22 protein-coding genes are annotated in these 23,461 nt (G+C 60.2%); 8 read left to right on the forward strand and 14 right to left on the reverse strand.

All coding sequences use genetic code 11. The features are described 5' to 3' along the window. Nucleotides 1–13 precede the first annotated feature (13 nt). The 3 genes from F6X39_RS18325 to F6X39_RS18335 form a co-directional block, all read right to left on the reverse strand. Nucleotides 14–1,096, reverse strand: coding sequence for a tyrosine-type recombinase/integrase (locus tag F6X39_RS18325; protein WP_184031072.1), 1,083 nt, complete (start codon nucleotides 1,094–1,096; stop codon nucleotides 14–16). 115 nt (nucleotides 1,097–1,211) lie between these two features. After that, the gene (locus tag F6X39_RS18330) at nucleotides 1,212–1,610 is read right to left on the reverse strand and encodes a DUF2471 family protein (RefSeq protein ID WP_184073414.1); all 399 of its coding nucleotides are present in this window, start codon (nucleotides 1,608–1,610) and stop codon (nucleotides 1,212–1,214) included. Between the two features lie 67 nt (nucleotides 1,611–1,677). Beyond that, entirely contained in the window at nucleotides 1,678–2,325 is a 648-nt protein-coding gene (locus F6X39_RS18335; protein ID WP_187617635.1) for a helix-turn-helix domain-containing protein, read from the reverse strand. A 137-nt stretch (nucleotides 2,326–2,462) separates the two neighbouring features. On the opposite strand from F6X39_RS18335, the gene F6X39_RS18340 reads away from it, so the two are divergent. Next, nucleotides 2,463–3,668, forward strand: coding sequence for a glycine C-acetyltransferase (locus tag F6X39_RS18340; protein WP_187617636.1), 1,206 nt, complete (start codon nucleotides 2,463–2,465; stop codon nucleotides 3,666–3,668). 28 nt (nucleotides 3,669–3,696) lie between these two features. Continuing rightward, nucleotides 3,697–4,728, forward strand: coding sequence for an L-threonine 3-dehydrogenase (gene tdh, locus F6X39_RS18345; RefSeq protein ID WP_187617637.1), 1,032 nt, complete (start codon nucleotides 3,697–3,699; stop codon nucleotides 4,726–4,728). 41 nt (nucleotides 4,729–4,769) lie between these two features. Here the strand turns inward: tdh and F6X39_RS18350 are convergent, their stop codons facing one another. Beyond that, the gene (locus F6X39_RS18350; protein ID WP_187617638.1) at nucleotides 4,770–5,420 is read right to left on the reverse strand and encodes a YceI family protein; all 651 of its coding nucleotides are present in this window, start codon (nucleotides 5,418–5,420) and stop codon (nucleotides 4,770–4,772) included. 122 nt (nucleotides 5,421–5,542) lie between these two features. On the opposite strand from F6X39_RS18350, the gene F6X39_RS18355 reads away from it, so the two are divergent. From F6X39_RS18355 to F6X39_RS18380, 6 genes are all read left to right on the forward strand, one after another. Continuing rightward, entirely contained in the window at nucleotides 5,543–6,208 is a 666-nt protein-coding gene (locus F6X39_RS18355) for a TetR/AcrR family transcriptional regulator (RefSeq protein ID WP_187617639.1), read from the forward strand. A 13-nt stretch (nucleotides 6,209–6,221) separates the two neighbouring features. Beyond that, complete coding sequence (locus tag F6X39_RS18360) at nucleotides 6,222–6,701, forward strand: DUF1348 family protein (protein ID WP_187617640.1); 480 nt, start codon at nucleotides 6,222–6,224, stop codon at nucleotides 6,699–6,701. Nucleotides 6,702–6,950: 249 nt separating this feature from the next. After that, on the forward strand, nucleotides 6,951–7,469 hold the full coding sequence (locus F6X39_RS18365; RefSeq protein ID WP_184031106.1) for a hypothetical protein: 519 nt from the start codon (nucleotides 6,951–6,953) through the stop codon (nucleotides 7,467–7,469). Between the two features lie 1,595 nt (nucleotides 7,470–9,064). Continuing rightward, nucleotides 9,065–10,084 (forward strand): DUF6236 family protein, encoded by a 1,020-nt coding sequence (locus tag F6X39_RS18370; RefSeq protein ID WP_175163447.1) that lies wholly within the window; start codon nucleotides 9,065–9,067, stop codon nucleotides 10,082–10,084. Nucleotides 10,085–10,446: 362 nt separating this feature from the next. Next, complete coding sequence (locus F6X39_RS18375) at nucleotides 10,447–12,276, forward strand: hypothetical protein (protein WP_187617641.1); 1,830 nt, start codon at nucleotides 10,447–10,449, stop codon at nucleotides 12,274–12,276. After that, nucleotides 12,273–13,844, forward strand: a complete 1,572-nt coding sequence (locus F6X39_RS18380) for a hypothetical protein (protein WP_187617642.1) — start codon at nucleotides 12,273–12,275, stop codon at nucleotides 13,842–13,844. Before F6X39_RS18375 ends, F6X39_RS18380 begins: the two co-directional genes overlap by 4 nt. A 426-nt stretch (nucleotides 13,845–14,270) precedes the next feature. Here the strand turns inward: F6X39_RS18380 and F6X39_RS18385 are convergent, their stop codons facing one another. From F6X39_RS18385 to F6X39_RS18430, 10 genes are all read right to left on the reverse strand, one after another. Further along, nucleotides 14,271–14,831 (reverse strand): ATP-binding protein, encoded by a 561-nt coding sequence (locus tag F6X39_RS18385; RefSeq protein ID WP_187617643.1) that lies wholly within the window; start codon nucleotides 14,829–14,831, stop codon nucleotides 14,271–14,273. A gap of 1 nt (nucleotide 14,832) precedes the next feature. Further along, nucleotides 14,833–15,999, reverse strand: a complete 1,167-nt coding sequence (locus F6X39_RS18390; protein WP_187617644.1) for a toll/interleukin-1 receptor domain-containing protein — start codon at nucleotides 15,997–15,999, stop codon at nucleotides 14,833–14,835. A 418-nt stretch (nucleotides 16,000–16,417) separates the two neighbouring features. Then, nucleotides 16,418–18,013 (reverse strand): GMC oxidoreductase, encoded by a 1,596-nt coding sequence (locus F6X39_RS18395; protein WP_187617645.1) that lies wholly within the window; start codon nucleotides 18,011–18,013, stop codon nucleotides 16,418–16,420. After that, complete coding sequence (locus F6X39_RS18400; RefSeq protein WP_187617646.1) at nucleotides 18,010–19,542, reverse strand: patatin-like phospholipase family protein; 1,533 nt, start codon at nucleotides 19,540–19,542, stop codon at nucleotides 18,010–18,012. Before F6X39_RS18400 ends, F6X39_RS18395 begins: the two co-directional genes overlap by 4 nt. Further along, nucleotides 19,539–19,943: a DUF4345 family protein gene (locus tag F6X39_RS18405; protein WP_175164047.1), complete on the reverse strand. Its 405-nt coding sequence runs from the start codon at nucleotides 19,941–19,943 to the stop codon at nucleotides 19,539–19,541. The genes F6X39_RS18400 and F6X39_RS18405 overlap by 4 nt, the downstream gene beginning before the upstream one ends. 3 nt (nucleotides 19,944–19,946) lie before the next feature. Continuing rightward, nucleotides 19,947–20,330 (reverse strand): patatin, encoded by a 384-nt coding sequence (locus F6X39_RS18410; RefSeq protein ID WP_187617647.1) that lies wholly within the window; start codon nucleotides 20,328–20,330, stop codon nucleotides 19,947–19,949. Next, the gene (locus tag F6X39_RS18415; RefSeq protein WP_175164043.1) at nucleotides 20,327–20,818 is read right to left on the reverse strand and encodes a hypothetical protein; all 492 of its coding nucleotides are present in this window, start codon (nucleotides 20,816–20,818) and stop codon (nucleotides 20,327–20,329) included. Before F6X39_RS18415 ends, F6X39_RS18410 begins: the two co-directional genes overlap by 4 nt. Continuing rightward, a complete protein-coding gene (locus F6X39_RS18420; protein ID WP_187617648.1) occupies nucleotides 20,815–21,699 on the reverse strand; it encodes an acetoacetate decarboxylase family protein in 885 nt (294 codons plus the stop codon). The genes F6X39_RS18415 and F6X39_RS18420 overlap by 4 nt, the downstream gene beginning before the upstream one ends. Nucleotides 21,700–21,725: 26 nt before the next feature. Then, nucleotides 21,726–22,745: an esterase gene (locus tag F6X39_RS18425; protein WP_187617649.1), complete on the reverse strand. Its 1,020-nt coding sequence runs from the start codon at nucleotides 22,743–22,745 to the stop codon at nucleotides 21,726–21,728. A 165-nt stretch (nucleotides 22,746–22,910) separates the two neighbouring features. Then, entirely contained in the window at nucleotides 22,911–23,240 is a 330-nt protein-coding gene (locus F6X39_RS18430) for a hypothetical protein (protein ID WP_175164037.1), read from the reverse strand. Between the last annotated feature and the right edge of the window lie 221 nt (nucleotides 23,241–23,461).

Raw genomic sequence — 23,461 nt, forward strand, 5'->3', positions numbered from 1 at the left:
ACGGTGAGGTTCTTCAGGGTTCGCCGGCTCCCGTTTTCCTCGTCAAACGCCCGTCACGGCGGGGCTCGGCCAACGGCGCCGCAGCTGGATCCGGCTCCTCTGTCGCGGGCGAATCCTGCTGATCAATCCAGGTTTGCCACGCGCGATATAGCCGGTTCGCGGACACCGCCTGCACGAAGCCGAGCCATTGACCGACCTGTTCGGCCTCTACCCCGCTTTCGAAAAGGTCCGCCGCAAACGTGTTGCGCAAGGTCTGCGGACTCGCGCGCGATTGGCGCGATGTGGCAATCCCCGCTGCATCGACGAGCGCATCCACCGCGCGCAGCATCGTGGCCTTATGCATCGGCCTGCCCGACGGCGATGCGGGAAACACAAGCTTGCCGGCCAGCTGCGTCAGCCGGCGTTCGGCTAGCCAGGCGTCGAGAATCGCCGTTGCGAACGGCGCGAGTCGCGTGCGCCGCGTCAGCACTGGATTCGCGGACTCGATCGTGACCCACGGCGAGCCCTCTCTCACGCAACTAACCGTAAGCGCTCCCGCTTCGCCCGTCTTCAGTCCTGCGCCCAGAAACACCGCGATCAACGCGCGATCGCGTCGCTCTCTCCAGCGCTGCGCGGTCGACAACGCCGGCAACGGCGCGAACAGCCGCGCGATCAACGCAGTGCGTTCCGCATGCGTGAGAAACCCGGTCGGCTCGTTGTCGCGCGCATTGCGCCACGCGGCTTCCCCGTCCTGAGCGATGAAACGAGCCGGGTTGGTCGACGCCGATTCGATCTCGCGCACGTGATCGAGCACGCGCTCGATAAGCCGCAAATAGCGGATCCGCTGCGTTCTGCGAATCTCGAGGCTGGCGACGAATTCGGCGATCGCGGGTGTGTCGACCGTCGCGAGGCTTTGTTGCCGCGCGCCGAGCCAATCGAGAAACTGACCCCACTGCGCCTGATAGACCAACGCCGAAGAGCGACGGAAGTGCTGCTTCGCAAGCCACGCATCGAACGCGACCTGCGGGTCGCGACGCCAGTCTTCGCGTTGCTGATCGAACAGATCGGTAGAGGGCGCGGGACGGGGAACGGGGTCGGACAGATGAGGAGGTGACATGGGCAATCCTTCCGTTAGTTGCACCGTTTGGTCCGCGTATTGTAGGCGCTGAGCGCCGCAAGGCCGACCGCGAGGAAGGGGAGAGGATCCGAGCCATCCCGATGTAGTGCCGCCATTAGCCGCCCCACGCCCGGGCGCGCTTTAAGGGCGCATCGGCCGGCCGTGGCAGCGCCGCCCGGCGCGCCGCTTCCTCGTACGCATTGACGGCAAACGCAAAAACGGCCGGCAATGCGTTGGAGGTGCCGAAATCCACGCCGTCATCGGTTTCTGGATAAGGCAGATCGGACGGGCGCTGGAACAGCCCGAGCATCAGCGCGTCGTGCCGGCTGGCAAAACCGAGATCGGCCAGCGCCTCGGCTTCGATGGCATGGAGCAGACGCCACGTGAGCGGCACCTGCCTGACGATGTAGCGCGCGGCGATGCTCCGCACGATATGTTCGAGATCGCGCGCGGCGGTCTGGAAGCGCAGCGCGGCGAGAGTTTGATCGGTAGGGTCGGTTTTCAGGTTGTTCATTCTCGGCTCCAATCGACACCTGATACTGTACAAACATACAGTACCAGGCGCAACCTGGCCGAACGGCCTAACCGTGAATCACGACCAGCAGCGCCTTCGCCTCGCTCTTGCCGACGTTGCGGATCGCATGCGGAACATCCGCGACGTAGCGCGCGGTGTCCGCGACCTTGAGCCGCTTCGTCGCGCCGGCCGCCTCGATTTCGATCGAGCCGTGCAGCACGGTCAGATGCTCGCGCGTGCCTGGCTCGTGCGCGTTCGACACGAGAGCCCCGCCTGGCTGCAGCGTCAACTCGTACCACTCGAACTTGCCGGCCAGATCGATCGGTCCCCACACACGCAACTGGTATTTCGCTTCGTGACCGCTTAGCGTAGGAATATCGTGCGGTCCGGAAACGGCGATTGCCTCAGGCGACTTCGGCGGCGCAAACAGCGAATCGAGACTTACGCCGAGCGCATTGGTCAGCCGCCATGCAACCGCGATCGTCGGATTGGCCTTGTCGCGCTCGATTTCCGAGAGCATCGATTTCGACACGCCGGCCGCGCGCGACAGATCATCGAGCGTCATGCGCCGCTCGGCGCGCAGCCGTTGAATCTGTTCGCCGACGCGCGGCGGCGCCGCAATCGCCGCACTCGGCGGTAATGCCGCGCTGGCGGAGGTGGGCGCCGCATTGGACGCGGTGCGACGTGTACCCGAACTTGCCATTTCCTGACCCATCGTTTAGAGTTGTTCGATATACCGGATTTTAGTTCGGAAAAACGAAAATATCCGATAAAGCTGACAACCGACTATAACAGGCCGCCCTTCCCGCGCGCATGCGAATGCGGGCGCCATCACTCTCAGGAGTCCCGTTCATGCGTGACCAATACCTTGCCCATTTGCGCGGCACCCTCGACCAGATCCGCGCCGACGGCTTCTACAAGAGCGAGCGCGTGATCGCGAGTCCGCAGTCGGCCGACGTGCGTCTTGCCGACGGCAGCGACGTGCTGAACTTCTGCGCAAACAACTATCTCGGTCTCGCCGACGACGCGCGGCTGATCGAAGCCGCCAAGCAAGGTCTCGACAGCGACGGCTTCGGGATGGCGTCGGTGCGCTTCATCTGCGGCACGCAAACCGTGCACAAGCAACTCGAAGCGGCGCTCGCCGCGTTCCTGCAAACCGACGACTGCATTCTCTACTCGAGCTGCTTCGACGCGAACGGCGGCCTGTTCGAAACGCTGCTCGACGAAAACGACGCGATCATCAGCGACGAGCTGAATCACGCGAGCATCATCGACGGTGTGCGGCTGTCCAAGGCGAAGCGTTTTCGCTACAGGAACAACGACCTCGGCGATCTCGAAGCGCGCCTGCAGGAAGCCGATGCGGCGGGCGCGCGCTTCAAACTGATCGCGACCGACGGCGTGTTCTCGATGGACGGCATCATCGCGAACCTCGCCGGCATCTGCGATCTGGCCGACCGGTACGGCGCATTGGTGATGGTCGACGACTCGCACGCGGTCGGCTTCATCGGTGAACACGGTCGCGGGACGCCCGAGCATTGCGGAGTGATGGCGCGCGTCGACATCATTACCGGCACGCTCGGCAAGGCGCTCGGCGGCGCATCGGGCGGCTACGTCGCGGCGCGCAAGGAAGTCGTCGAACTGTTGCGGCAGCGCTCCCGTCCGTATCTGTTCTCGAACACGCTCACGCCGAGCATCGCGGCGGCGTCGCTGAAGGTACTCGAATTGCTCGCCAGCGATGAAGGGGCGCTGCTGCGCGCACGCGTGCGCGAAAACGGCGCGCATTTCCGCCGCGCGATGAGCGCGCTCGGCTTCACGCTCGTGCCGGGCGAACATCCGATCATTCCGGTGATGCTCGGCGACGCGCAACTCGCGGGAAAGATGGCCGATGCGCTGCTGAAGCAAGGCGTCTACGTGATTGGCTTTTCGTTCCCGGTGGTGCCGCGTGGCCGCGCGCGCATCCGCACGCAGATGAGCGCCGCGCACACGCCGAAGCAGATCGACCGTGCCGTCGAGGCGTTCGCGCGCGTCGGCCGCGAGCTCGGCGTCATCACCACGTGATCGCCGCGTGATTCGAATGGAGAAGCAGATGAAAGCATTGGCAAAACTCGAACGCGAGCCGGGCCTCACGCTGACCGACGTGAAGAAGCCCGAAGTCGGTCATAACGACGTGATGATCCGCATCACGCGCACCGCGATTTGCGGCACCGACATTCATATCTGGAAGTGGGACGACTGGGCGCAGAAGACGATTCCGGTGCCGATGCACGTCGGCCATGAATACGTCGGCGAAATCGTCGAGATGGGGCAGGAAGTGCGCGGCTTTGCGATCGGCGATCGGGTGTCGGGCGAAGGACACATCACCTGCGGCTTCTGCCGCAACTGTCGCGCGGGCCGCCGGCATCTGTGCCGCAACACGATCGGCGTCGGCGTGAATCGCGAGGGCGCGTTCGCCGAATACCTGGTGATTCCGGCCTTCAACGCGTTCAAGATCCCGCCTGAAATCTCCGACGATCTCGCCGCGATCTTCGATCCGTTCGGCAACGCGACGCATACGGCGCTGTCGTTCAACCTCGTCGGCGAAGACGTGCTGATTACCGGCGCTGGGCCGATCGGCATCATGGCGGTCGCGATCGCCAGGCACGTCGGCGCGCGCAACGTCGTGATCACCGACGTCAACGACTATCGCCTCGAACTCGCGCGCAAGATGGGCGCGACGCGCGCGGTGAACGTGTCTCGCGAATCGTTGCGCGACGTGATGCACGATCTGCACATGACCGAGGGCTTCGATGTCGGACTCGAAATGTCGGGCGTGCCGAGCGCTTTTACGGGCATGCTCGAAGCGATGAACCACGGCGGCAAGATCGCGCTGCTCGGCATTCCACCCGCGCAAACCGCGATCGACTGGACCCAGGTGATCTTCAAAGGCCTTGAAATCAAGGGCATTTATGGGCGCGAGATGTTCGAGACCTGGTACAAGATGGTCGCGATGCTGCAAAGCGGCCTCGATCTGTCGCCGATCCTCACCCACCATTTCAAGGTCGACGACTATCAGGAAGCCTTCGCGACGATGCTCTCCGGCGAAAGCGGCAAGGTGATTCTCGACTGGACGACTGCCTGAGTCGGTGCTTCGCCGTCAGAACGCTGACGCCCGCAGCGCGCTTACGCGCCTGCGGGCGTTTTCACGAACTCGGCCTGGATGCGCACGTGAATATCGTCGCCGACGGCCGGATACCAGGTAGATAGACCGAACTTCGCGCGGCTGAAATGACCGTCCGCGGAAAAGCCAAGCGTGTCCTTTTTCGTCAGCGGATCGGGCGCGAAGCCGTTGAACGTGACGTCGAGCGTGACCGGCTGCGTGACGCCGCGGATCGTCAGATCGCCGCTCAGCGTGCCGCGCGCTTCGCCGGTGCGCTCGAAACGCGTGCTCGCGAAGCGGATCTGCGGATAGCGCTCGACGTCGAGCATGCTGTCGCTTTTCACCATCTTGTCGAGCAGCGGCACGTTCGTGTCGATGCTCGCGGCGTCGATCGCGACCGACGCCGTGCTGTGGTCGAGGCCGCCGTCGTTCCAGTCGAGCTCCCCCTGCTTGCGATCGAAACGCATCGTAAAGCGCGTGTATTTGAAGTGATCGATATCGAACGTGATGCTCGTATGGTCCTGATCGATGTCGTAGCGTCCGGGCGGCACGCGCGCCTCGTTCTGACTGACCGAATGCGTGAGCACCTGGATCGGCGTGCAGGCCACCGCGCCCAGCAGCGTTGCGCCGAGCAGCGCGCGTACCCACGCGGTGCGAACGGAGGATGGTTTCATCGAAGCGATTCTGGTTGAGCGGTGATCAAGCGACTCCATCACAATAGCAGCAAGCGCACCCACAGCGCCGAAGCTCGAAGAAAAACTTGACGAGGGAGAATGATCGTTCTACCTTTTCGTCCATGACACACGAAACGATTCCGACCGATCCAAACGACGCGGCCCAGCCCGGCACGGCGCGCGCGCGGCTGCTCGATGCCGCCGAGGCGCTCATCTACGCCGGCGGCATCCATGCAACCGGCGTCGATGCGATCGTGCGGCAGTCCGGCACCGCGCGCAAAAGCTTTTACACGCATTTCGAGTCGAAAGATGCGCTAATCGCGGCCGCGCTCGAACGGCGCGACGAGCGCTGGATGAACTGGTTTATCGCCGGCACGCAACGGCGCGGCAAGGGCGCGCGCAGACGCCTGCTCGGCATGTTCGACGTGCTGCGCGAGTGGTTCGCATCGGCGGATTTTCATGGCTGCGCGTTTCTGAACGCGGCCGGCGAGATCGAATCCGCCGACGATCCGATCCGCGTCGTCGCGCGCAGACACAAGGCACGGCTGCTCGGTTTCGTGCGTGCCGAATGCGTCGCGTTCGTAGCGGAAGCGCAAATCGATGCGCGTCGCGCGGCGCCGCTCGCGCGGCAATGGCTCGTGCTGCTCGACGGCGCGATCGCGGTGGCGCTCGTGAGCGGCGAAGCCGATGCGGCGCTCGACGCGCAGGCGGTTGGCAAGACCTTGCTCGATGCGGCAGCGAAACCCGCCGCAACCAAACGGCCGCCATCGCGGCACACCATAACCTGACTGAGGAACCATCATGGCCGATACGATCGAAGCTCGCCCGCCGCTGCCGCCATTCACTCGCGATACCGCGATCCAGAAAGTGCGCGCCGCGGAAGATGCGTGGAACACGCGCGAACCCGAGCGCGTATCGCTCGCGTACACGATGGATAGCGTGTGGCGCAACCGCGCCGAATTCGTGCGTGGCCGCGCGGAGATCGTCGGCTTTCTGCGCCGCAAGTGGGCGAAGGAGCTCGACTATCGGCTGATCAAGGAGCTGTGGGCGTTCACCGACAACCGCATCGCGGTGCGCTTCGCGTACGAATGGCACGACGATTCGAACAACTGGTTCCGCTCGTATGGCAACGAGAACTGGGAGTTCAACGAGCATGGTCTGATGGCGCATCGTCACGCAAGCATCAATGACCTGCCGATCCGCGAAGCCGACCGCTTGTATCGCTGGCCGCTCGGCCGGCGGCCCGACGATCACCCCAGCCTGTCCGATCTCGGTCTGTAGACGTTCCCACCACATTCATCGCCGGCGGCGCACCCGATGCGCGCCGCGAACTTCTTCACCGCTTGTTCATCACGGCGCCATCGGTTCTCCGTTATCGTGGCGGTTCCGGCTGCGGGGGCACGTCGCGTGCCCGGCCGGCCGAGCGAGTCCTCGACATCGACCGCACGGCTTCAGGTACAGTGCGCGACGGGCGGCACGCGGATCGCCAGAACACCATGACACCGGCGCTCGACCGGTGACGGAGAGGAAATGCACGTCAGGCAGATGAACAAGAATATCCGGCGCGCCGCGGTGGCGCTTTTCGCCAGCTTCGCGGCGCTCTCCGCGGCGCACGCGGGCAACTGGTGTGACGGCGGTGTATGGGTCGACGCGATGCTCGGCTCGTATCACATCAACCCCGATCCCGATACGCACTTCGAGCAGTTCAATCCCGGGCTTGGCGTCGAATGCTGGCTGAACAACCAGTGGGCGCTGACGGCCGGCGGCTTTCGCAACTCGCTGCGTCGGCCGTCCTACTACGGCGGCGGCGTATGGGCGCCGGAGTTCGCGCATTGGGGCATCGTGCGGATCGCGGCGATCGGCGGGATCATCTCCGGCTATAACTATGGCAACTGGGGGCTTGGCAGCAATCACACGATCGGCCCGGTGGTCGCGCCGATCGTGATGCTCGAATACAAGCGCGTCGGCGCGAACTTCATCGTCATTCCGCCGATCCCATCGGACAATCTGCCCTTTACGATTGGTTTTCAGCTGAAGGTAAAGTTCTGACGGAGCTGTGCGTTGTCAAAAAAGTTGCGACTTGCGGGAAGTCCTAGGTTTTTGGCAATAAAGTTGCGACTTGCCTTGCCCGGCAGCCATGTGACCTTGAAGAGTTGACGATCTCCGCACGTCTGTTTACCTGGTTGACCGAAAGACAGTTACGACTTCACCTGTCACACGGGACTTTCTCGTCTTCGATGAATCAAGGTATCGGTCTCAGATAGGTGACGAAGTTGAGCATGACTGCCACCAAAATATTCCGCTAAACCGGGCTTGAGTATAAGCCAACGTTGTTGAAATGATTGATTTGATTTCCTCGTTGCGCTCCGCCGTCCGTATTCACGGGACGAGTAAATGAGCCCCATAACAGATAAGGCACAACAGTCGCGGCCGTAAGGCGCCTCCTAGAACGACTCACCGTGCACGTGAGCGGAGTCTTACGTCAGGTATCGTGCACCGTTCTCGGCGGTCCGGGCACTTCCTGGAACCGCTCACCTTGCCTGTGGTGAAGAGGCCGGTCAGATGCCCGTGCACCGTTCTCGGCGGTCGGGCACCTCCTGGAACTGCTCACCTTGCCTGTGGTGAAGAGGCCTGTCAGATGCTGTGCACCGTTCTCGGCGGTCGGGCACCTCCTGGAACTGCTCACCTTGCCTGTGGTGAAGAGGCGGGTCAGATGCCCGTGCACCGTTCTCGACGGTCGGGCACTTCCTGGAACCGCTCACCTTGCCTGTGGTGAAGAGGCCGGTCAGATGCCTGTGCACCGTTCTTGGCGGTCGGGCACCTCCTGGAACTGCTCACCTTGCCTGTGGTGAAGAGGCCGGTCAGATGCCCGTGCACCGTTCTCGACGGTCGGGCACTTCCTGGAACCGCTCACCTTGCCTGTGGTGAAGAGGCCGGTCAGATGCTGTGCACCGTTCTCGGCGCTCGGGCACCTCCTGGAACCGCTCACCTTGCCTGTGGTGAAGAGGCCGGTCAGATGCCTGTGCACCGTTCTTGGCGGTCGGGCACCTCCTGGAGCTGCTCACCTTGCCTGTGGTGAAGAGGCCGGTCAGATGCCTGTGCACCGTTCTCGGCGGTCGGGCACTTCCTGGAACTGCTCACCTTGCCTGCGGTGAAGAGGCCTGTCAGATGCTGTGCACCGTTCTCGGCGCTCGGGCACCTCCTGGAACCGCTCACCTTGCCTGTGGTGAAGGGGCCGGGCAGATGCCCGTGCACCGTTCTCGGCGCTCGGGCATCTCCTGGAACCGCTCACCTTGCCTGTGGTAAAGAGGCCGGTCAGATGCCCGTGCACCGTTCTCGGCGGTCGGGCACCTCCTGGAACTGCTCACCTTGCCTGTGGTGAAGAGGCCGGTCAGATGCCTGTGCACCGTTCTCAGCGGTCGGGCACCTCCTGGAACTACTCACCTTGCTTGTGAAGGTTGAGGTCGATGCCCGCACGTTAAAGCACATAATCTTCAAAATGGACCGAGCTAACAACCGCAACCTCCAGGCTCCAGCTCTAGCCCTCTCACTTTAGATGCCTCCTTTTCGTGACGCGGCGGTCGTTAGGTTCGTTAGTGTCGGAACATAGAGTGGGTCCACCATGAATCTGAACCGGAAATCTTATGCGTAACAACGCACTGTACTTCCCATACGTCTCCATTCCAGATACGGCATGGACAATGCGTACCCTTCTCTATTGGGACAAAGTTTCCGCCATCGTCCCGCTCGAATTGGCGTATCGCCCCGAGGAGCTCGATGTGTTCATGCGAGAGCTTCTCGACGTAGGATTGGTCAACACCGTTATACCGGCGCAGTATCTGTGGCGATTGGAGCAGTTCGATACCGCATTCGTGAAACTCGTCGAAGCAAGGTTGAGAACGTTTCACTACTCACCGGAGAAAATCAAGGCGCGGCCTCGCGTCCGTATCCACATCGAAAAACTTCAAGGCATACCGGAGTTTCTGGTTCGCTCCGGCGCAGCCGAACGATTGGACGACTCGTGGTACATGGTCGAGGCATCGATAGCAAAACTGTTCATGGCGTATCTCGCTGTATGCCTAGGAGGACTGGAAGAGGTCGATGCAGCACCTGTGACGAACAGGTGGGAGTACACATCTCTGTTAGGGTTAGGCCGAACTCAGCGTCGCCCACAGAGGCCTGCGCATCAAGACGCCCGACATGAGATTCTCGACTGTCTCTTACCTGTGCCTGAGGGCGAAGTAAATCTGGCTGCCATCGTGAAGTTTAAAGAACAGTATGGCGACCTACTTCCTGCTCTACGGAGGGTGATTGAAGTTCGCTCCGCCGAGATCGCCCTTCTACAGGACGCCGAAGACCGTGCGGACGCCATTAGCGATTTCGTCAAACAATCTAAGCTGCAGATTGATGAACTCAGTGACGCAATGCGCTTCAACTGGAAGAAGCTAACGTTCGGCGCGTTGTTCCCTCTCGCTGCCAACGGCATTCAATGGGCCACAACCTCACCTGACAGCCCAGCGTTGTGGGCAGGCACAGCTCTGAGTTTCGCAAGTGCGGCGTACACTGCGCTAACCTCGCCGGGCGAAAACAGCGCTAGCCTGCGCAAAGAGCCGCTTGCGTACATCGCGCACGCGCATCGGCGATTCGCGACGAAGCGCGACTAGGTGCTGAAACCGACGCAATGAGTTCGCGCGATCTTTGAAAAACTTGGGCGACGCTCGTGTCAGAAGCTGTGACCTAACGAGATGGCTGTCATGCCAGCCGACTGTCACGGATAGGACATAAAGTGAGCGCCCAACACTTGGTGTTCCGTTCGCAGTAACTCAACTGCACGGAACACCGGATGCCAAGGCTAACTGGGGGGATGGTGCGAAATCTCCAAGTGCGGACAAATCTCAATAGACATGACCGAGCGAACCTCATAGTCCGTTGCGACGAAATCCCCGCTATGATGCAAAGTACGCCTCGCTGGCGAAATTTCCCGCTCCCTTATTAGCAATCCGACCATTGTGATGGATTAACGGCCATGTCCGCCGACCCGATTCTTTATTGCCTTGAAAATTTAACCGATTACCGTGTTTTCGAGCGTCTTTGTTCGGCCTTGTTAGCTGGCGTCGGATATATCGCCATCGACCCATTAGGCGGAACCGGGGATGAAGGTCGCGATGCAGTTATCATCCCGCTCGAAGATGGCAGAAAAATAGTTTTTGCCTACACAGTGCGCAGCGACTGGAGACAAAAACTGCGCTCTGACTGCAATCGAGTTCTTGAGAAAGGCCACGGTCCTGACCTCTTCGTGTTTGCTTGCACACAGGCCCTCTCGGCCTCAGAGAAGGATTGGGCCCGCGAGCTCTTGGCAGCTGAGTACGGTTGGAAACTGGACCTGTTCGACATTGAACGTATGCGGGTACAACTCGCCGGCCCCCAAAAGCATTTGTTGGCACAACACCCGAGCATTTTTACTCCACCGTTCTTCCCACAGCGCGGAGGCCAATCGATATCGGCAAGTCACGACACGATTCTGATTGACCATGTTCCCGCAGACCACGCCGCCGCCGCTTGGCTCGCCCGCCGCCTCACCTTGGCCGGATACCGGACTTGGTGCCAAGGTACTGCCCCCGTCCAGGGAGAGAATGTCGACGATACCGTTCGTCAACTCATTGAGTCACGTGCACGCCTCTACCTTCCCTTTTTGTCGACATCCGGCCTGGAAGATTCTGCGTTCCTCGAAAGATGCACAATTGCCGGCATGCGAGAGGATTTCGTTGTGCCTTGCGCAGGTAGTGGGTACGTTGCTGGACGCCTTCCCTCGAGGATTGCAAAACTAGAACCTGCAAGCTTCACGCCATCTTGGAATACAGGCCTTCAACACGTTCTGCAGCGTCTTTCTTCACTCGGTGTCCCCTTGTCCCATGAAGTAGAGCGTGGTCGGCAGATAGCGTTGCGCGACTATTTCCCTTCCTCGGTCACAGTGCCCGAACCTGAACCGGTCTTTGCAAACGCGTTTGCCGTGAAGGTTCCTGAGGCGATGCTGCTCTTCGATTTGGTGAAGACACTAACCAAATCCGAAATGAGCGACCTCCGAAAGTCGTGGGCGTTTGCAATCATTCATGAGCGAAGAGTAGCTGCCTTCACTCATCCTCCCGCCACAGCACCGATTCGTCGAAGCGCACGCCCCTCGGAGGTTCTCTGGTCGCACTTTCCAGAAACAGAGGGGCGTCGAACCAAGAACGTGGCAACAGAGCTGATTCGTCGGAGTCTGGAGGTCGCCTGTTATGAAAAAGGCCTCGAACGATGCATGTCACGCGATGTACTCTATTTTCCTGCGCCGAAAGTCGGCGAGCGCAAGCAGACAGTCCGGAACGTCGATGGCCGGACGACGTGGACCCAACTGACCGGCCAAGTCCAAAAAGGATATGGCGAGCGGGCGTCGAAGTTCGCTTACCAATTGTCACCCGCATTCTCTCCCAAGCAGGGCCCAGACGGCAGTTGGGAGGTTTTATTGCGCATATACGTTCGCGTAACGACTCTCGAAGGCGTGCCGTTTGAGGGTCCTGAAATCAATCGTCGAAGAAAAATCGTCACGAAGTCTTGGTGGAACCAAAAGTGGCTGCGTTTGCTTCTCGGCATAGTCCAAAGCCTCGAAACGGGCCCGGACACAATCCAGATAGGAACGGGACCTCGCTCGGTCACGATGTCAACGCGACCTTTGATGTGGGAGTGTCCAGTAGGTCTGGATGTTGTGGCTCTGGCCCGCGCGCCAGACATCGGCGAAGAAATCGCTGAATATCGTTCGCGAGATGCAGAAGGCACTGAAGATTACGCACCGTCTGGCGAGAGGCACGAAGAAGCATGAACAAATTTCACTATCTTGGCGAACCACTGCTCTTATTCGGCCACGACCAGATGGCCGAAGACCCCCACGACGGACTCGCACTGTTTGGCCCCGCCGAAGCGCGAACGCAAATTCCAGACACGGTAGTAGTCGGCACGAAAGAAGGGATTGAACTTTGGAGCGAATGGTGCGAAGCATTGAACGCGCCGGCGTCTTGTGTTGACCCGCAAAAGCATCGCGCATGGCCGCCTTACCCCGGGTTCGATGTAGCTTTCGGTCCTAAATGGCCAAACCCAGTTCGAAGCTTCGCAATTGACGCAGTAGCCCTGTCTGATGCGTCCCGCATCGCCGATAAGTTCGACCGAGCCTTTGCCGTGGCAAACCTCTACGTGAACGAGATGAGCCGGCTTGCAAAATTGGACTCGAGGCCTGCCCTCGCTATCTGTGTCGTGCCAGACGAGGTCGCCGAGAACTGCCGACCGAATGCCTCTGTTGCGGTCTCGAAGCAAAGCGAGTTGTCACGAAGTAAAGACGAGAAGACGTTTCTGACCAAAGCAATCGCTGACCGCGACGCGGGCCAAACGCGGATGTTCGATGACGAACCCGATGTCGCTGAGATAATTGGTGACATCGAAGAATTTGAAGAATCGCACTCGATGTCCCCAGATTTTAGGCGCCAATTGAAGGCCAGAATGATGGAGGCTGAACTGCCTGTTCAAATCATCCGAGAATCGACATTGCGCATTACGGAACAGGTGAGGCAAGGGTTGAAGGGAGCGAATCCACTGTCGGACCGACTTTGGAATTTTGCCACAGCCGTTTACTACAAGTGTGGCTCGAAACCCTGGAAGACCCCTTGGGCTCGCGAAGGCGTTTGCTATGTCGGCTTGGCATACAAGCGCACAGACACCGGTCAGAACGCGTGTTGCGCGGCGCAAATGTTCTTGGACAGCGGGGATGGAGTCGTCTTCATAGGCGAGTTTGGCCCTTGGTATTCCGCTGAGCGCAAGGAGTTCCATCTGCCACCAGAAAAGGCCGAAGCGCTACTGCGCGGCGTCTTGGCAACGTATCGAGAACAGGACGGAAGGCCATTGAAGGAGATTTTCCTGCACGCTCGGTCTGGCATTGACGCGGAAGAGTACGAGGGTTTTAAACGGGCTTGCCCACCTGGAGTCGACCTCGTCGCAATTCGAGTGAACCAAGAGCGGAACACGTACCGCCTCTACCGGCATGACAACAATCCGGATACTGCGAAGCGAGGACAGCATCCAGTTTTACGAGGTGTACTCTGGGAACGGACATCCCGTTACGGATTGCTGTTCACGAATGGATTCAAGCCACGATTGGGCACTTACGATGGATTCGAAGTACCAGTACCTTTGTCAATCACCATCCAGCACGGCGAGGGAGACTTGGTCCAGATTGCAAAAGATGTTCTCGGACTGACCAAGCTCAACTACAACGCCTGTGTACTCGGTGAAGGACAACCGATAACGGTGAAGTACTCGGATCGTGTTGGTGAAATTCTGCTCGCAAACCCTGGACTTCCACCGGAGAAGTGGCGCGCGAACTTCAAATACTATGTGTAGAACCCCGCCGTTTAAGAAGTACAGGCTATCGCCTCGCTAATTTTCCGCGTGGCAGAAGAAGCTCAACAACTGCATGCCATCGGGGCCATCGAGACTGCACAGACGGAACGGCAAGCTAGCTACTTTGAAGCTCGTCTGACTGACATCGTCAAAAGCGTGGCGGCCGACCTACAATTGAGATACGAAAAGGACATTCAGTTGCCCATCGCTGGCGGGTTGGTTGCTGACCATCTGTTGCAAAGCCAAACACCTCCAATCGTCGTCGCGGCAGCTAGCGCGGCACGGTTACTTCAGGCGGAGGTCATCCATATGCAATGTCGGATGGAACGAAATCCGGGATTTGTTCTTGCCGTAGTCGAGGACCGGAATGTTCTGGACAAGCATCAATTCGAACACGCGAACTACTATACGGGCAAGACAGTCACGTCAACGAACAAGACTTTTGTTCGTTGCTCCCGTCGACCCGTACCTAGGAGTGCGATGAAGAATTGGGCGGCGCGCGCGCGCCGCTTCGTCGTCGCGCGCCGCCGTGAAGATCTCCTCGAATTGGTCGAATACGAGTACCGGCGTGACTAACTGAGTGCGATCGTTCCAGAACTCGACGTCGCGGCGCTGGAAATAAGACCACAGAGTTTCGTCCGGCGCGGGCGGCGGGCATCGCACAGCGGCGCGTTCGCATGCCGCGAGCAGGGAATCGAACACCTGTTGTACGAGGGGAGCCGCGTCCTTTGCATGGTCGAGACGGATATAGACCGGCAGCCACGCTTCGTCGCGCAAGAGAGGAAACAGACCAGCATTGAGCAGCGAGGTTTTGCCGAGTCCTGAGCGACCGTGCAGCACCGTCAGCGTCTCGCGTCGCACGAGGCGTAGCAGGGCCTGTGTTTCCTGGTCGCGGCCGAAGAAAAACCGGCGCTCGCTTTCGCTGAAGGATGCGAGTCCCGGCCAGGGATTCTCCGGCGTCAGCGGATCACGCGCGAAGTCGTCCATGTCAATGAGCCGGTTGACGTCGATGGAATTCCCGCACGAGCTGCGCGAGCTGACCTATCGATGCCGCGTCGATCTTTCCACCGGGCGCGTCGATCGCCTGACGGCGTCTGAAGCAGGCGGGCAGCGCGTCGGCGCTCTCCATGCAAGTGTCGTCGATCACGACCGGGACGATGAACGGCTCGCCCGCTGCGATGCCGTCCGCGATGCGGCTTGCGCTGTTCCATTCTCTCCAGAAGTATCGGCGGCGATTGGATTCGCGGAGTGTTTCGCGCGACACGATAGGCACGAATAACGAACATCGCTCGACGTTGCGGCGGATTTTTTCGTCCCAGTCGTCGCCCGCGTGCAGCGCTTCGAGGTCGAACCACACGTCGAGGTGATGCATGCTCAGTGCGCTGGCGAGCTGCTTCGCCGCCCGCTGGTTCTCGCTCGCATAGCTGATGAAGATCGCGCCTCGCGCAGCCATCTTCGCGACGCGCGCGGCCGCAACGGGGCGAGACGGCGGGGTGTCTCCGTGATGTCGGAGGCGCCAGCGGCGCGCCAGTTCTTTTGCAAACGTATAAGAACTCGTCTTGACGACGCGTGTCTTGCGGCTGAAGTTCTCGAGAAAGAGCAGCAGGCCGGCGGCGTCATCGGCCTGTTCGCCGACCAGCGTTTCGCAAAACCGGCGCGATTGCGACAGCCCCGCGCTGCGCGACGCACGCAGGAAGAAGCGCGTCACCCAGTCGTTAAGGCCGCAACCGAGGATGAGCAAATAGTGCTCGCGCAGCGCATCGAACAGATGTTCCGGTTGACGCTGCCGGTCCTGCAGCGCATGTAGAAACTCGAGCAGATCTTCTTCGCAGGTCACGAATTCGGGCGCGCAGCATGCTTTGCCCAGTAGGTGAAATACGACCGGCTCCGTCAGATCCTCGAACGGCACTGGCAGGTCGCTGATGTTGTTCGGCGCATAGGCGATCCTTAGCGCGCGTTGCTGCGGTCTTGCGTCATCGATGGCTTGCGCAAGCGCGGGATCGCAGGTGAGCAATACGAACAGCTTGAACGCCTCGATAGATGCGAGATCACGCAACGCATGATCGTGGGTGAGCGTGATACCCGGTTTGAGAATTGCGTAGATGTCCGAGTAGATTTCCTGTCGGTCGCCGCCGCAGCTCAGATATCTGGACACTACGTCATTGTATGTAAGCCGCTTTGGAAGATCGCATTCAGGCAGGTTCAGCCTCTTAAGCAGTCTTTTAGAAATCCACTGGTCAATTGGCACGAGTGTACCGTCGTCGGGGAGCAGCACGAGTTCCGGGCCAATCACTGGGATGACGCGGCCATCCTCGATGGAATCGAGGAGCGTTTCCCATTGACGCTCAGGATCTTCGTTCATCGCGTGTCCCATCTGTAATTCAGTGGCGTGCCGGCGTGCACCGGGCCTCTGACACGATGTCGTGCTTGAATCGAATCATGAAGCAAAGCATATTCGTTGTCGAGTGAACGCCCAACGGGAGGATTTGGTTCAATTTCCGAGTCAATTGAAAAGCCGTCGTTCGCGCGTCTCTCGGGCGTCACGCCAGATGACTATCCTCTCAACCTCCCGATCAAGTCTTGCCGAGCAACAACGCGACGTTGCGTTCCGCGAGCGCAGCGATAGTGCGCGATGGATTCAGCCCTAACGCTCGCGGGACAACGGCACCATCCATCACGTACAGATCTTCATAGCCGAATACTTTACCGTTCGCGTCAACCACACCATCCGCCGGGCTAAGGCCCATGTTGCAGCCGCCGAGCGGGTGAGGGGTGATCAGCTTGTGCAACTCGCTCCACGTCGGCGGGATGAACGGTCGGCCGCCGGTGGCGGCCGACAACCGCTCGTGTGCATCGATCATGGCATCGACCACCGCTCGGGATCGCAGGTACGACCAGTCGAGCCGCAACTCGCGGCGCCAGGGGGCATACCAGCAGCGATCCAGGCGCATCCGCCCGTCGCCCGGATCAATCGCCTGGCCGAACCACGGCATCATGCTGTTGACGGGGTCCTCGGAATCAAAATGGTGCGCGAAACTACGCCAGAAAGTGTGCAACACGCCACGAGGCGTACGCTGAAGGCAGCGTTGCACGAGGTCATGCGTAAGATCGGGTACCCCGCCGTCTTCCACGAACAGTGACTGCCCGTTGGCGCCAGCATGGTCCAGCAGGTCGATCGCGGCGGAAATGGTCACGCCATGTGACGGCGAAATCTTGCGGTCCCGATAGAACGTTGGAGTGACGAAATCGCCGTTGAACGCCCATCCGCAGCCCAGCCGCGAAGATAGATCGGGCAGTGAGCGATGTTCGTCGCGACAGCGTAGCAGCAACTCGGTGCTGCCGATTGAGCCGGCGCTAACGATCACTTTGGCTGCCGTTGCGGTCCCGGGCGTGCAGCCGCCTGTTGATCGATCAACGACATTGAAATGCACACGCCATCCAGGGCTAAGCGGCTCGATCTTTTGCACTACATGCAGCGGCAGGATCTTTGCGCCGTGACGCTCGGCGACGGCGAGATAGTTCAGGTCGAGTGTATTCTTCGCCGACACCTGGCAGCCGATGTCGCAGTTGCCGCAATGTACGCAGGTGCCTTGCGGCACATCATGCACGTTAATGAACGGGACCGAATGCCTGTTGCTGCGAGCATCGGGCAAAGACGGGTCGTAGTTACGCGAGAAACTTACGGCCAGCGGCAGCTTTCGAAAGCGGTCGCCCCAGCCGCATGCCTCGGCGGCCTCGCGCATGAGTCGCGTGCGTTCGCTAAGCTGGTTGTCGGGCAGTTCCTGAACCGACAGCATGTATCCCACGATCTCGTAGTAGGGCTTGAGCGCTTCATACGTGATCGCGGGCGGCCAGCCGCGGTCAAAGGCATCGCGTTTAGCTTCGACCGAGACATTGGCGTAGATCAGCGATCCTCCACCCACACCCGCGGCAGCGACTACCCACATGTTCGAGAATGCGCGCAGGTCGGCCCAGCCATTGAATCGTTGCGGACGCTGCTGGTTCCACAACCAGGACTCGGCATCGTCGCGCGGATAGGTTTGCGGGGTCCAGCGGCGGCCACGTTCCAGCACCAGTACGTCGCGTCCCGCTTCCGCAAGACGACAGGCCGCGACTGCACCGCCAAAGCCGCTGCCGACGATGATCACATCGTGTTCGAACGCGCTCATGTCGGCGATCTCCTGATATAGATGCGCCACAGTTCCGATACGAAGAACCTGAAGAACTGCGAGATCGCACGTGCCGCTTGTCGCGAGTCAGGAGCATTTGTGGCGTAAACCGTTTGCATCAGGCGCCCGAGCTGGGGCACGCCAAGGTGTAGGACGCCGGCGCCGACGACGGGTCTCGTCGCATCGTTGCCCCGGTGCAACGTGGTGTAAAGGGTCGTCGTCTCGCCCCACATCTTGAACGGGCTGCCAATGCGGACATGCTTCTTGCCTGCCAGATAGTACGGTTGGCCTTCGTGACGAAATCCGATTTCGTAAATCATGTAGGTCAGCTCTGGATGGTCGGAAGGCGTGAACAGGCCGAAGACGCCCGACTCCGACGGCATCGCGAGTCCAAACGGGGCGAAATCTATGTGGCCTGTCAGGCCACCGAGGTGACGAGGGTCGGCAATGAAGGCCGCCATGTCGTCGATGTGAATCGTGGCGTTCATGGTCAGCGGGGAGCCATCCCTGCCGCTCTCGACGGCGCCTGGGTCGGCAGCCCCCAGACGAAAGCCGCCCGCCATCGTCTCGCGAAAGCTCAGTCCCACGCCGGGCTCGCGCATCAATGATGCACTCGGGTTCAGCGGCGACGAAGTACCGATGCGCAGCGTACGTCGCGCGTCACGGTAGCCCATGTCGATCAGTGTCGCGGCATCGATCCGTCCTCGATAGAAATCGGGGTCGAGGGGCAGCGGCAGCTCCGGTTTGATCACATGCACGGAGATGGGCTGATCGTGTCCGAAGACACACTCGCCGCGCGCGATCCTGCGATTGATATCCGCGATCGTCTCCAACTCCAGGTTAAGCGCGCCCCCCGCACTCATCTCGATCATGTGCACGTACTGGTTGAACGCGCCATCGCGGTAGACGGGCGTGTTGCCGATGCACCAGACGAGCCACAGCTCGCGCGCGCCGCGTTCGACACAACTCAGCAGATTGGCGTCCTTGATCCAGACCGCATCCGTCCATGTTTTGCCGTCGGCCTTCACGGCGGGCATGAAGATAGGCAGCGAGGCGGCCGCGACCAGCCGCTGCAGGTCGAGCTGCGTGTGAGGGATGGGCACCACGGTTTTGTCGTCGAAGCAGCAGGCATTGAAGGAGCCATCGATGCCGGTCGCCCTGCGAACCCGTTCGATGTCGATACCCAGCGACGGATAGACATGCTCCGTCAAACCGGCGGCACTGCCCAACGCACTCACGTTCGCGACGTGCAGGTAATCAGGCGCTGGGCGCAGCGCGGCGAATTGCTTGACGGGCAGTGCTCGCCAACGCGCGCACAACTCGTCCGGCGGCACACCGGACAACAAGGCAGCCAGATTGATCGTGCCGCCCGAGGCGCCGTCGGCGTGACTGAATCGCAGTCCCTCGTCAATCAACGCCTTGACGGCGCCCGCCTGGTAGGCGACACGCATGCCGCCGCCGGCCAGCACCAGTGCGCGACGAACAGAGGGATTGTCAGCCGCGATAGGCGGGCAATGATTTGCGCTCACGACGTTCTCCCGCGCCAGACGACTTCCCACACCAGAAATCCCGTCACGGCCTCCAGTACACAGAACGCGATGAAGACCTTGGTGGGATTGCCATCGACGATGAAACTCAGTACCCGAGCCGCGACACCGGCGCACAGGCCGCCGAGAAACACGCGTGATGCCGTGAGAGGCAAGAAGATTTCATTCCGGAAGGCCCAGCAAAACACACCGAAGCCCAGCTCGAGCCCTTTGAGAAAGCGATATTGGCTGAGAAAGGTAGCCCGGTGCGGTTCGGGGATCGAATCCAATCGCACGTCGAAGATGTGAGGAAGCTCCCAGGCGGCAATGAAGATCCCGCTTCCGCCGATGCCCAGAAGCATCAGCATGTAGCCCCAGAAGCAAATGCGCGCCAGGCGTTCCATCGGTTATCCTCCGCGGCGTCGCAAGTCCAGATAAAGCAGGCCGCTGGCTCCGTCGAAGATGGCGACCAGCAGTGCCGCGGAAATGAATACGCCTCGCGTGACGCCCCACGCCACGAACGCCGACGCCAGCAGCTTCTGTAACGCTCCCCAAAGAAGCACGACGCCAAGGGCTTCCGTGCGCCGCTGCGCGTGCAGCAGACTGCCGCCGAACAGCATCATGAACATCCCTACCGTGGCGAACAGATGATCTGCGAGCCGATCGGGTGGTGCATACGCGATCAGGGCCAGTAAGGAGCTTGAGGCGATGACCTGGGCGGCTCCCGTCAGCACGGTTATGGCCGCTATCAATGTCGTCGCACGGCGCTCGAAAATGAGGAATCGCATCATCGCCCCAACGCTGAATAGCGGATGCGATATGTCCAGCGCGCGAAATACCAGGCCATCGAAAGCCACTGAATACACCACAACCCGGCACGTATCCGATTGAGCCGCATCCACTCGTTCAGCACCTCGTGCAACCTGATGGCATCCTTGATGTGACTGGCCATTTCTGCGTTGAGCGGGAAAATCCATTTCAATGTGAGAAACGTGGCAACGAACACACCGAGCAGAACCACGATCGGTACCCAGCGCGTGGGCTGACGCCATTCGCCGATGAGCATGACGACGCCGCTCGCCAGCATCAGTTTCGTCATCGTCGTGAAGAACGCGGTGGCTGCCGTCACCTGGGGGACGAACTGCAGATAGTAGTTGTCCGGGGTGAGCTGCGAGGCAATGGGAAACGAAAAGAGCACTAACGAGCCGCCCGTACCCAGGTACATCGATGTGCACAACAGCAGGAACACGTGGTTGACTATCAACAGGCGGCCGATCATGGCTCGGACTCCCAGTCTGCCGGGCGGGCTGGCGGCGCGAGCCACTGCTGCGATTGCCCGAGCGGATACGTCGTCTCGAGCCCTGGCATGGACTGAGCGGGCAGCTCGGCGCTGGTCACGAACCAGCACTCGAAGTAGTCATCCAGCACGCCGGTTGTCGACGGGAAGAAGCCTGTGGCGATCGGCTTGGGATCGATATCCAGCGTCTTTAGCCACGCCATGCGCGGGTGATCGCCGATAAACATGCGGGCGGACCTATGGGCGAACAGCGAGAAGCCGAGGTTGCCTTTGAAATAGATGTACGACTTCATCAGCATGCCGCGAAAGCAGCAGTAGTTGACTGCCCCGGTGCTTACGGGAAGCCACGCCGTCCGGGGCTTCCGCACGTCGATGCGCATCATCATCCGGCCATCGAGGTCGTACTGACTGCTGACCCACTTCTCTCCGATGACGAAGTCGAGGTTCGCCTGGTGCTTCGGCATGCCCCAGAGGCCACGACCACCTTTGACCGAAATCTCGGTCGACACGGGAAGGTCAACCACGTACTGCCCAGTGCCGAAGGTCTTCATGAAAAGGCCCGGCAACAGGCGTGGGGCCGGTTGGCGGCCGTGGGTGCAGGCGATCGCGATGGAGTATTCGATGTAGCGGCCGATGTTGGTGATGACATAGTCGATCACGGTCACGACGAGCAGGCCTCGACGCCAGAGCTGGAATGGATGGACTTCATTGCCCGGGATCACACTGCGCGCTGCGTCGAGGTCGATCGAAAAGACCGCCATCAGCGCCGGAGATTTTCGGGAAGCGACTGGCATCTGGAATGGAATGTCATCGACCAGTGCATGGCGGCCAGCAAGCCACCTCTGTCGTGCTGGTATCGCCATAACCGGCTCCCTTTGTCGGTTCTGAGTCATTGGGGGGCGGCCAGTGACGCCATGAGCACGGGAAACACGTCACGCTCCGCGTTCTTGCCGATGAATACGTCGAGATGCCCATATCCGCCCAGCACATGCAGACGGTGATAGTTAGGGCGGTAGCGTTCGAACCAGTCGAACGTAGCCTGCTGACTTTGCCACTTGAAGCAGTCGTTGAGTTCGCCAGCGATGAACGTAAAGCGCGCCTGCGTCTTCGGCGGCTGTGCTGTCGGGTCCGGCAGAAGCCCCGGCAACTGTGACACCAGGTGACCTGCATCCAGGCACCGGTTCATCTGCCGGAAGAACGAGATTGGCACATTGGCGAATTCCTGGCGGATCCAGTCGTGCACGGTATCGCTGAGATTTTCATGGCGCCATAGCACCGGAAATCCTATGCCGAATGTGAAGCTGGAAAATCGGCAGACCCCATTGGCACATTCGTGGTGGGTAAGCAGTACCAGACCTTTGAGCAGGTTGGGTACGACACCGGCGGCGTGCTCACCCCATTGAGGGTTGAGGTAGTCGGTCATCAGGCCGACGATGGGCAGCGCGTAGCGACCTTTGTGATATGAAAGCCAACCGACCTGAGGGTGAAGTGATACTGCGTTTGATACGATCGTGTCGACTTGCGGGACGAGCCCGGCAACTGCCGACAAGAGGAAGCTGGTTGACCCCTGACAGTGCACCACCGCTTTGATCGTGGGAACCCCGGTCAGCTCGACAACTTTTTTCACGGCGGCGGGGTGATCATATAGAGCAGCTTCGTCCAACGTCCATTCACACGGCGGAAGGTCGATACTGGCGCGCCAGTTTTCCAGCCAGACGTCATATCCCTCATCGATTAACGCTTCAACGAAGTTCGTAGCGTTTGGGGGGCGAAATATGTTGGCGCGCACACCTGCTCCATGTACCAGCAGGACAGGTCCCTTCGGAGCCTGCCTGGAGCCGCTAACGTGAATTAGGTTGCACGCGTGACCGTCGCCGGCTCGAAACGCGACAACCTCTTCGTGGGACATGGGCAACTCCTTCTGGGTGATACGAAGGTACGCAGTGCCAAAATGTCAATGAACAACAACGGCTGAATCGTGGCACTCCAGGTTGGACGGCGTCAAGCAGAATGGCCGAGAAACCCGTTGTAGTGATCTCAGATGCAAATGAATGTCCGGCCGAGCCAGACGGCCTCAAATTGAAAACGATTGGACGCGATTATGTTTGAAATCGACGATCGTGCAGACAGACTGATACTCAATGAGGATCCGGGTTTTCGCTGATAGCAGGCGCTGCGTGGCGTCAAATGGAGCGTGCTTCGCATGCATGGTCACGCGTTGCAGCTTAAATTTTTGCGGATGATCGACGCAGGCGCAGTTGCGGCTCAGTCGAGCGGTTGAGAAGGCGCCGAAGTTCAGGAGATAGAGGCCACAGACCTCATGGCCACTCGACCATCCAGAATAACAATTCTGGATTCTGAAATCCGCGTCGATGGGCTGGGCGAATGGTTCGCCTTCATCCATTTTCAAGAACGAACCGGCCGCTTATAACGCTCGCCGAACTCGCATCCACAGAACTTCTCGTGCATGTCAGAACTCCATCGCTGGATCTCGATGACTCACTTCGCGCAGGTGCGGAATCGGCGGATTTTGGCGGATAGGCGCTAGTCAGGATGACTATGAAGGACGGAATGGGCTGCAATGACCGCAGCCCTTCTGCGGTGGTCATCGTCGGTGCTGTGACG

Source organism: Paraburkholderia sp. UCT2 (assembly GCF_014397665.1).
Taxonomy (GTDB): Bacteria; Pseudomonadota; Gammaproteobacteria; order Burkholderiales; family Burkholderiaceae; genus Paraburkholderia; species Paraburkholderia tuberum.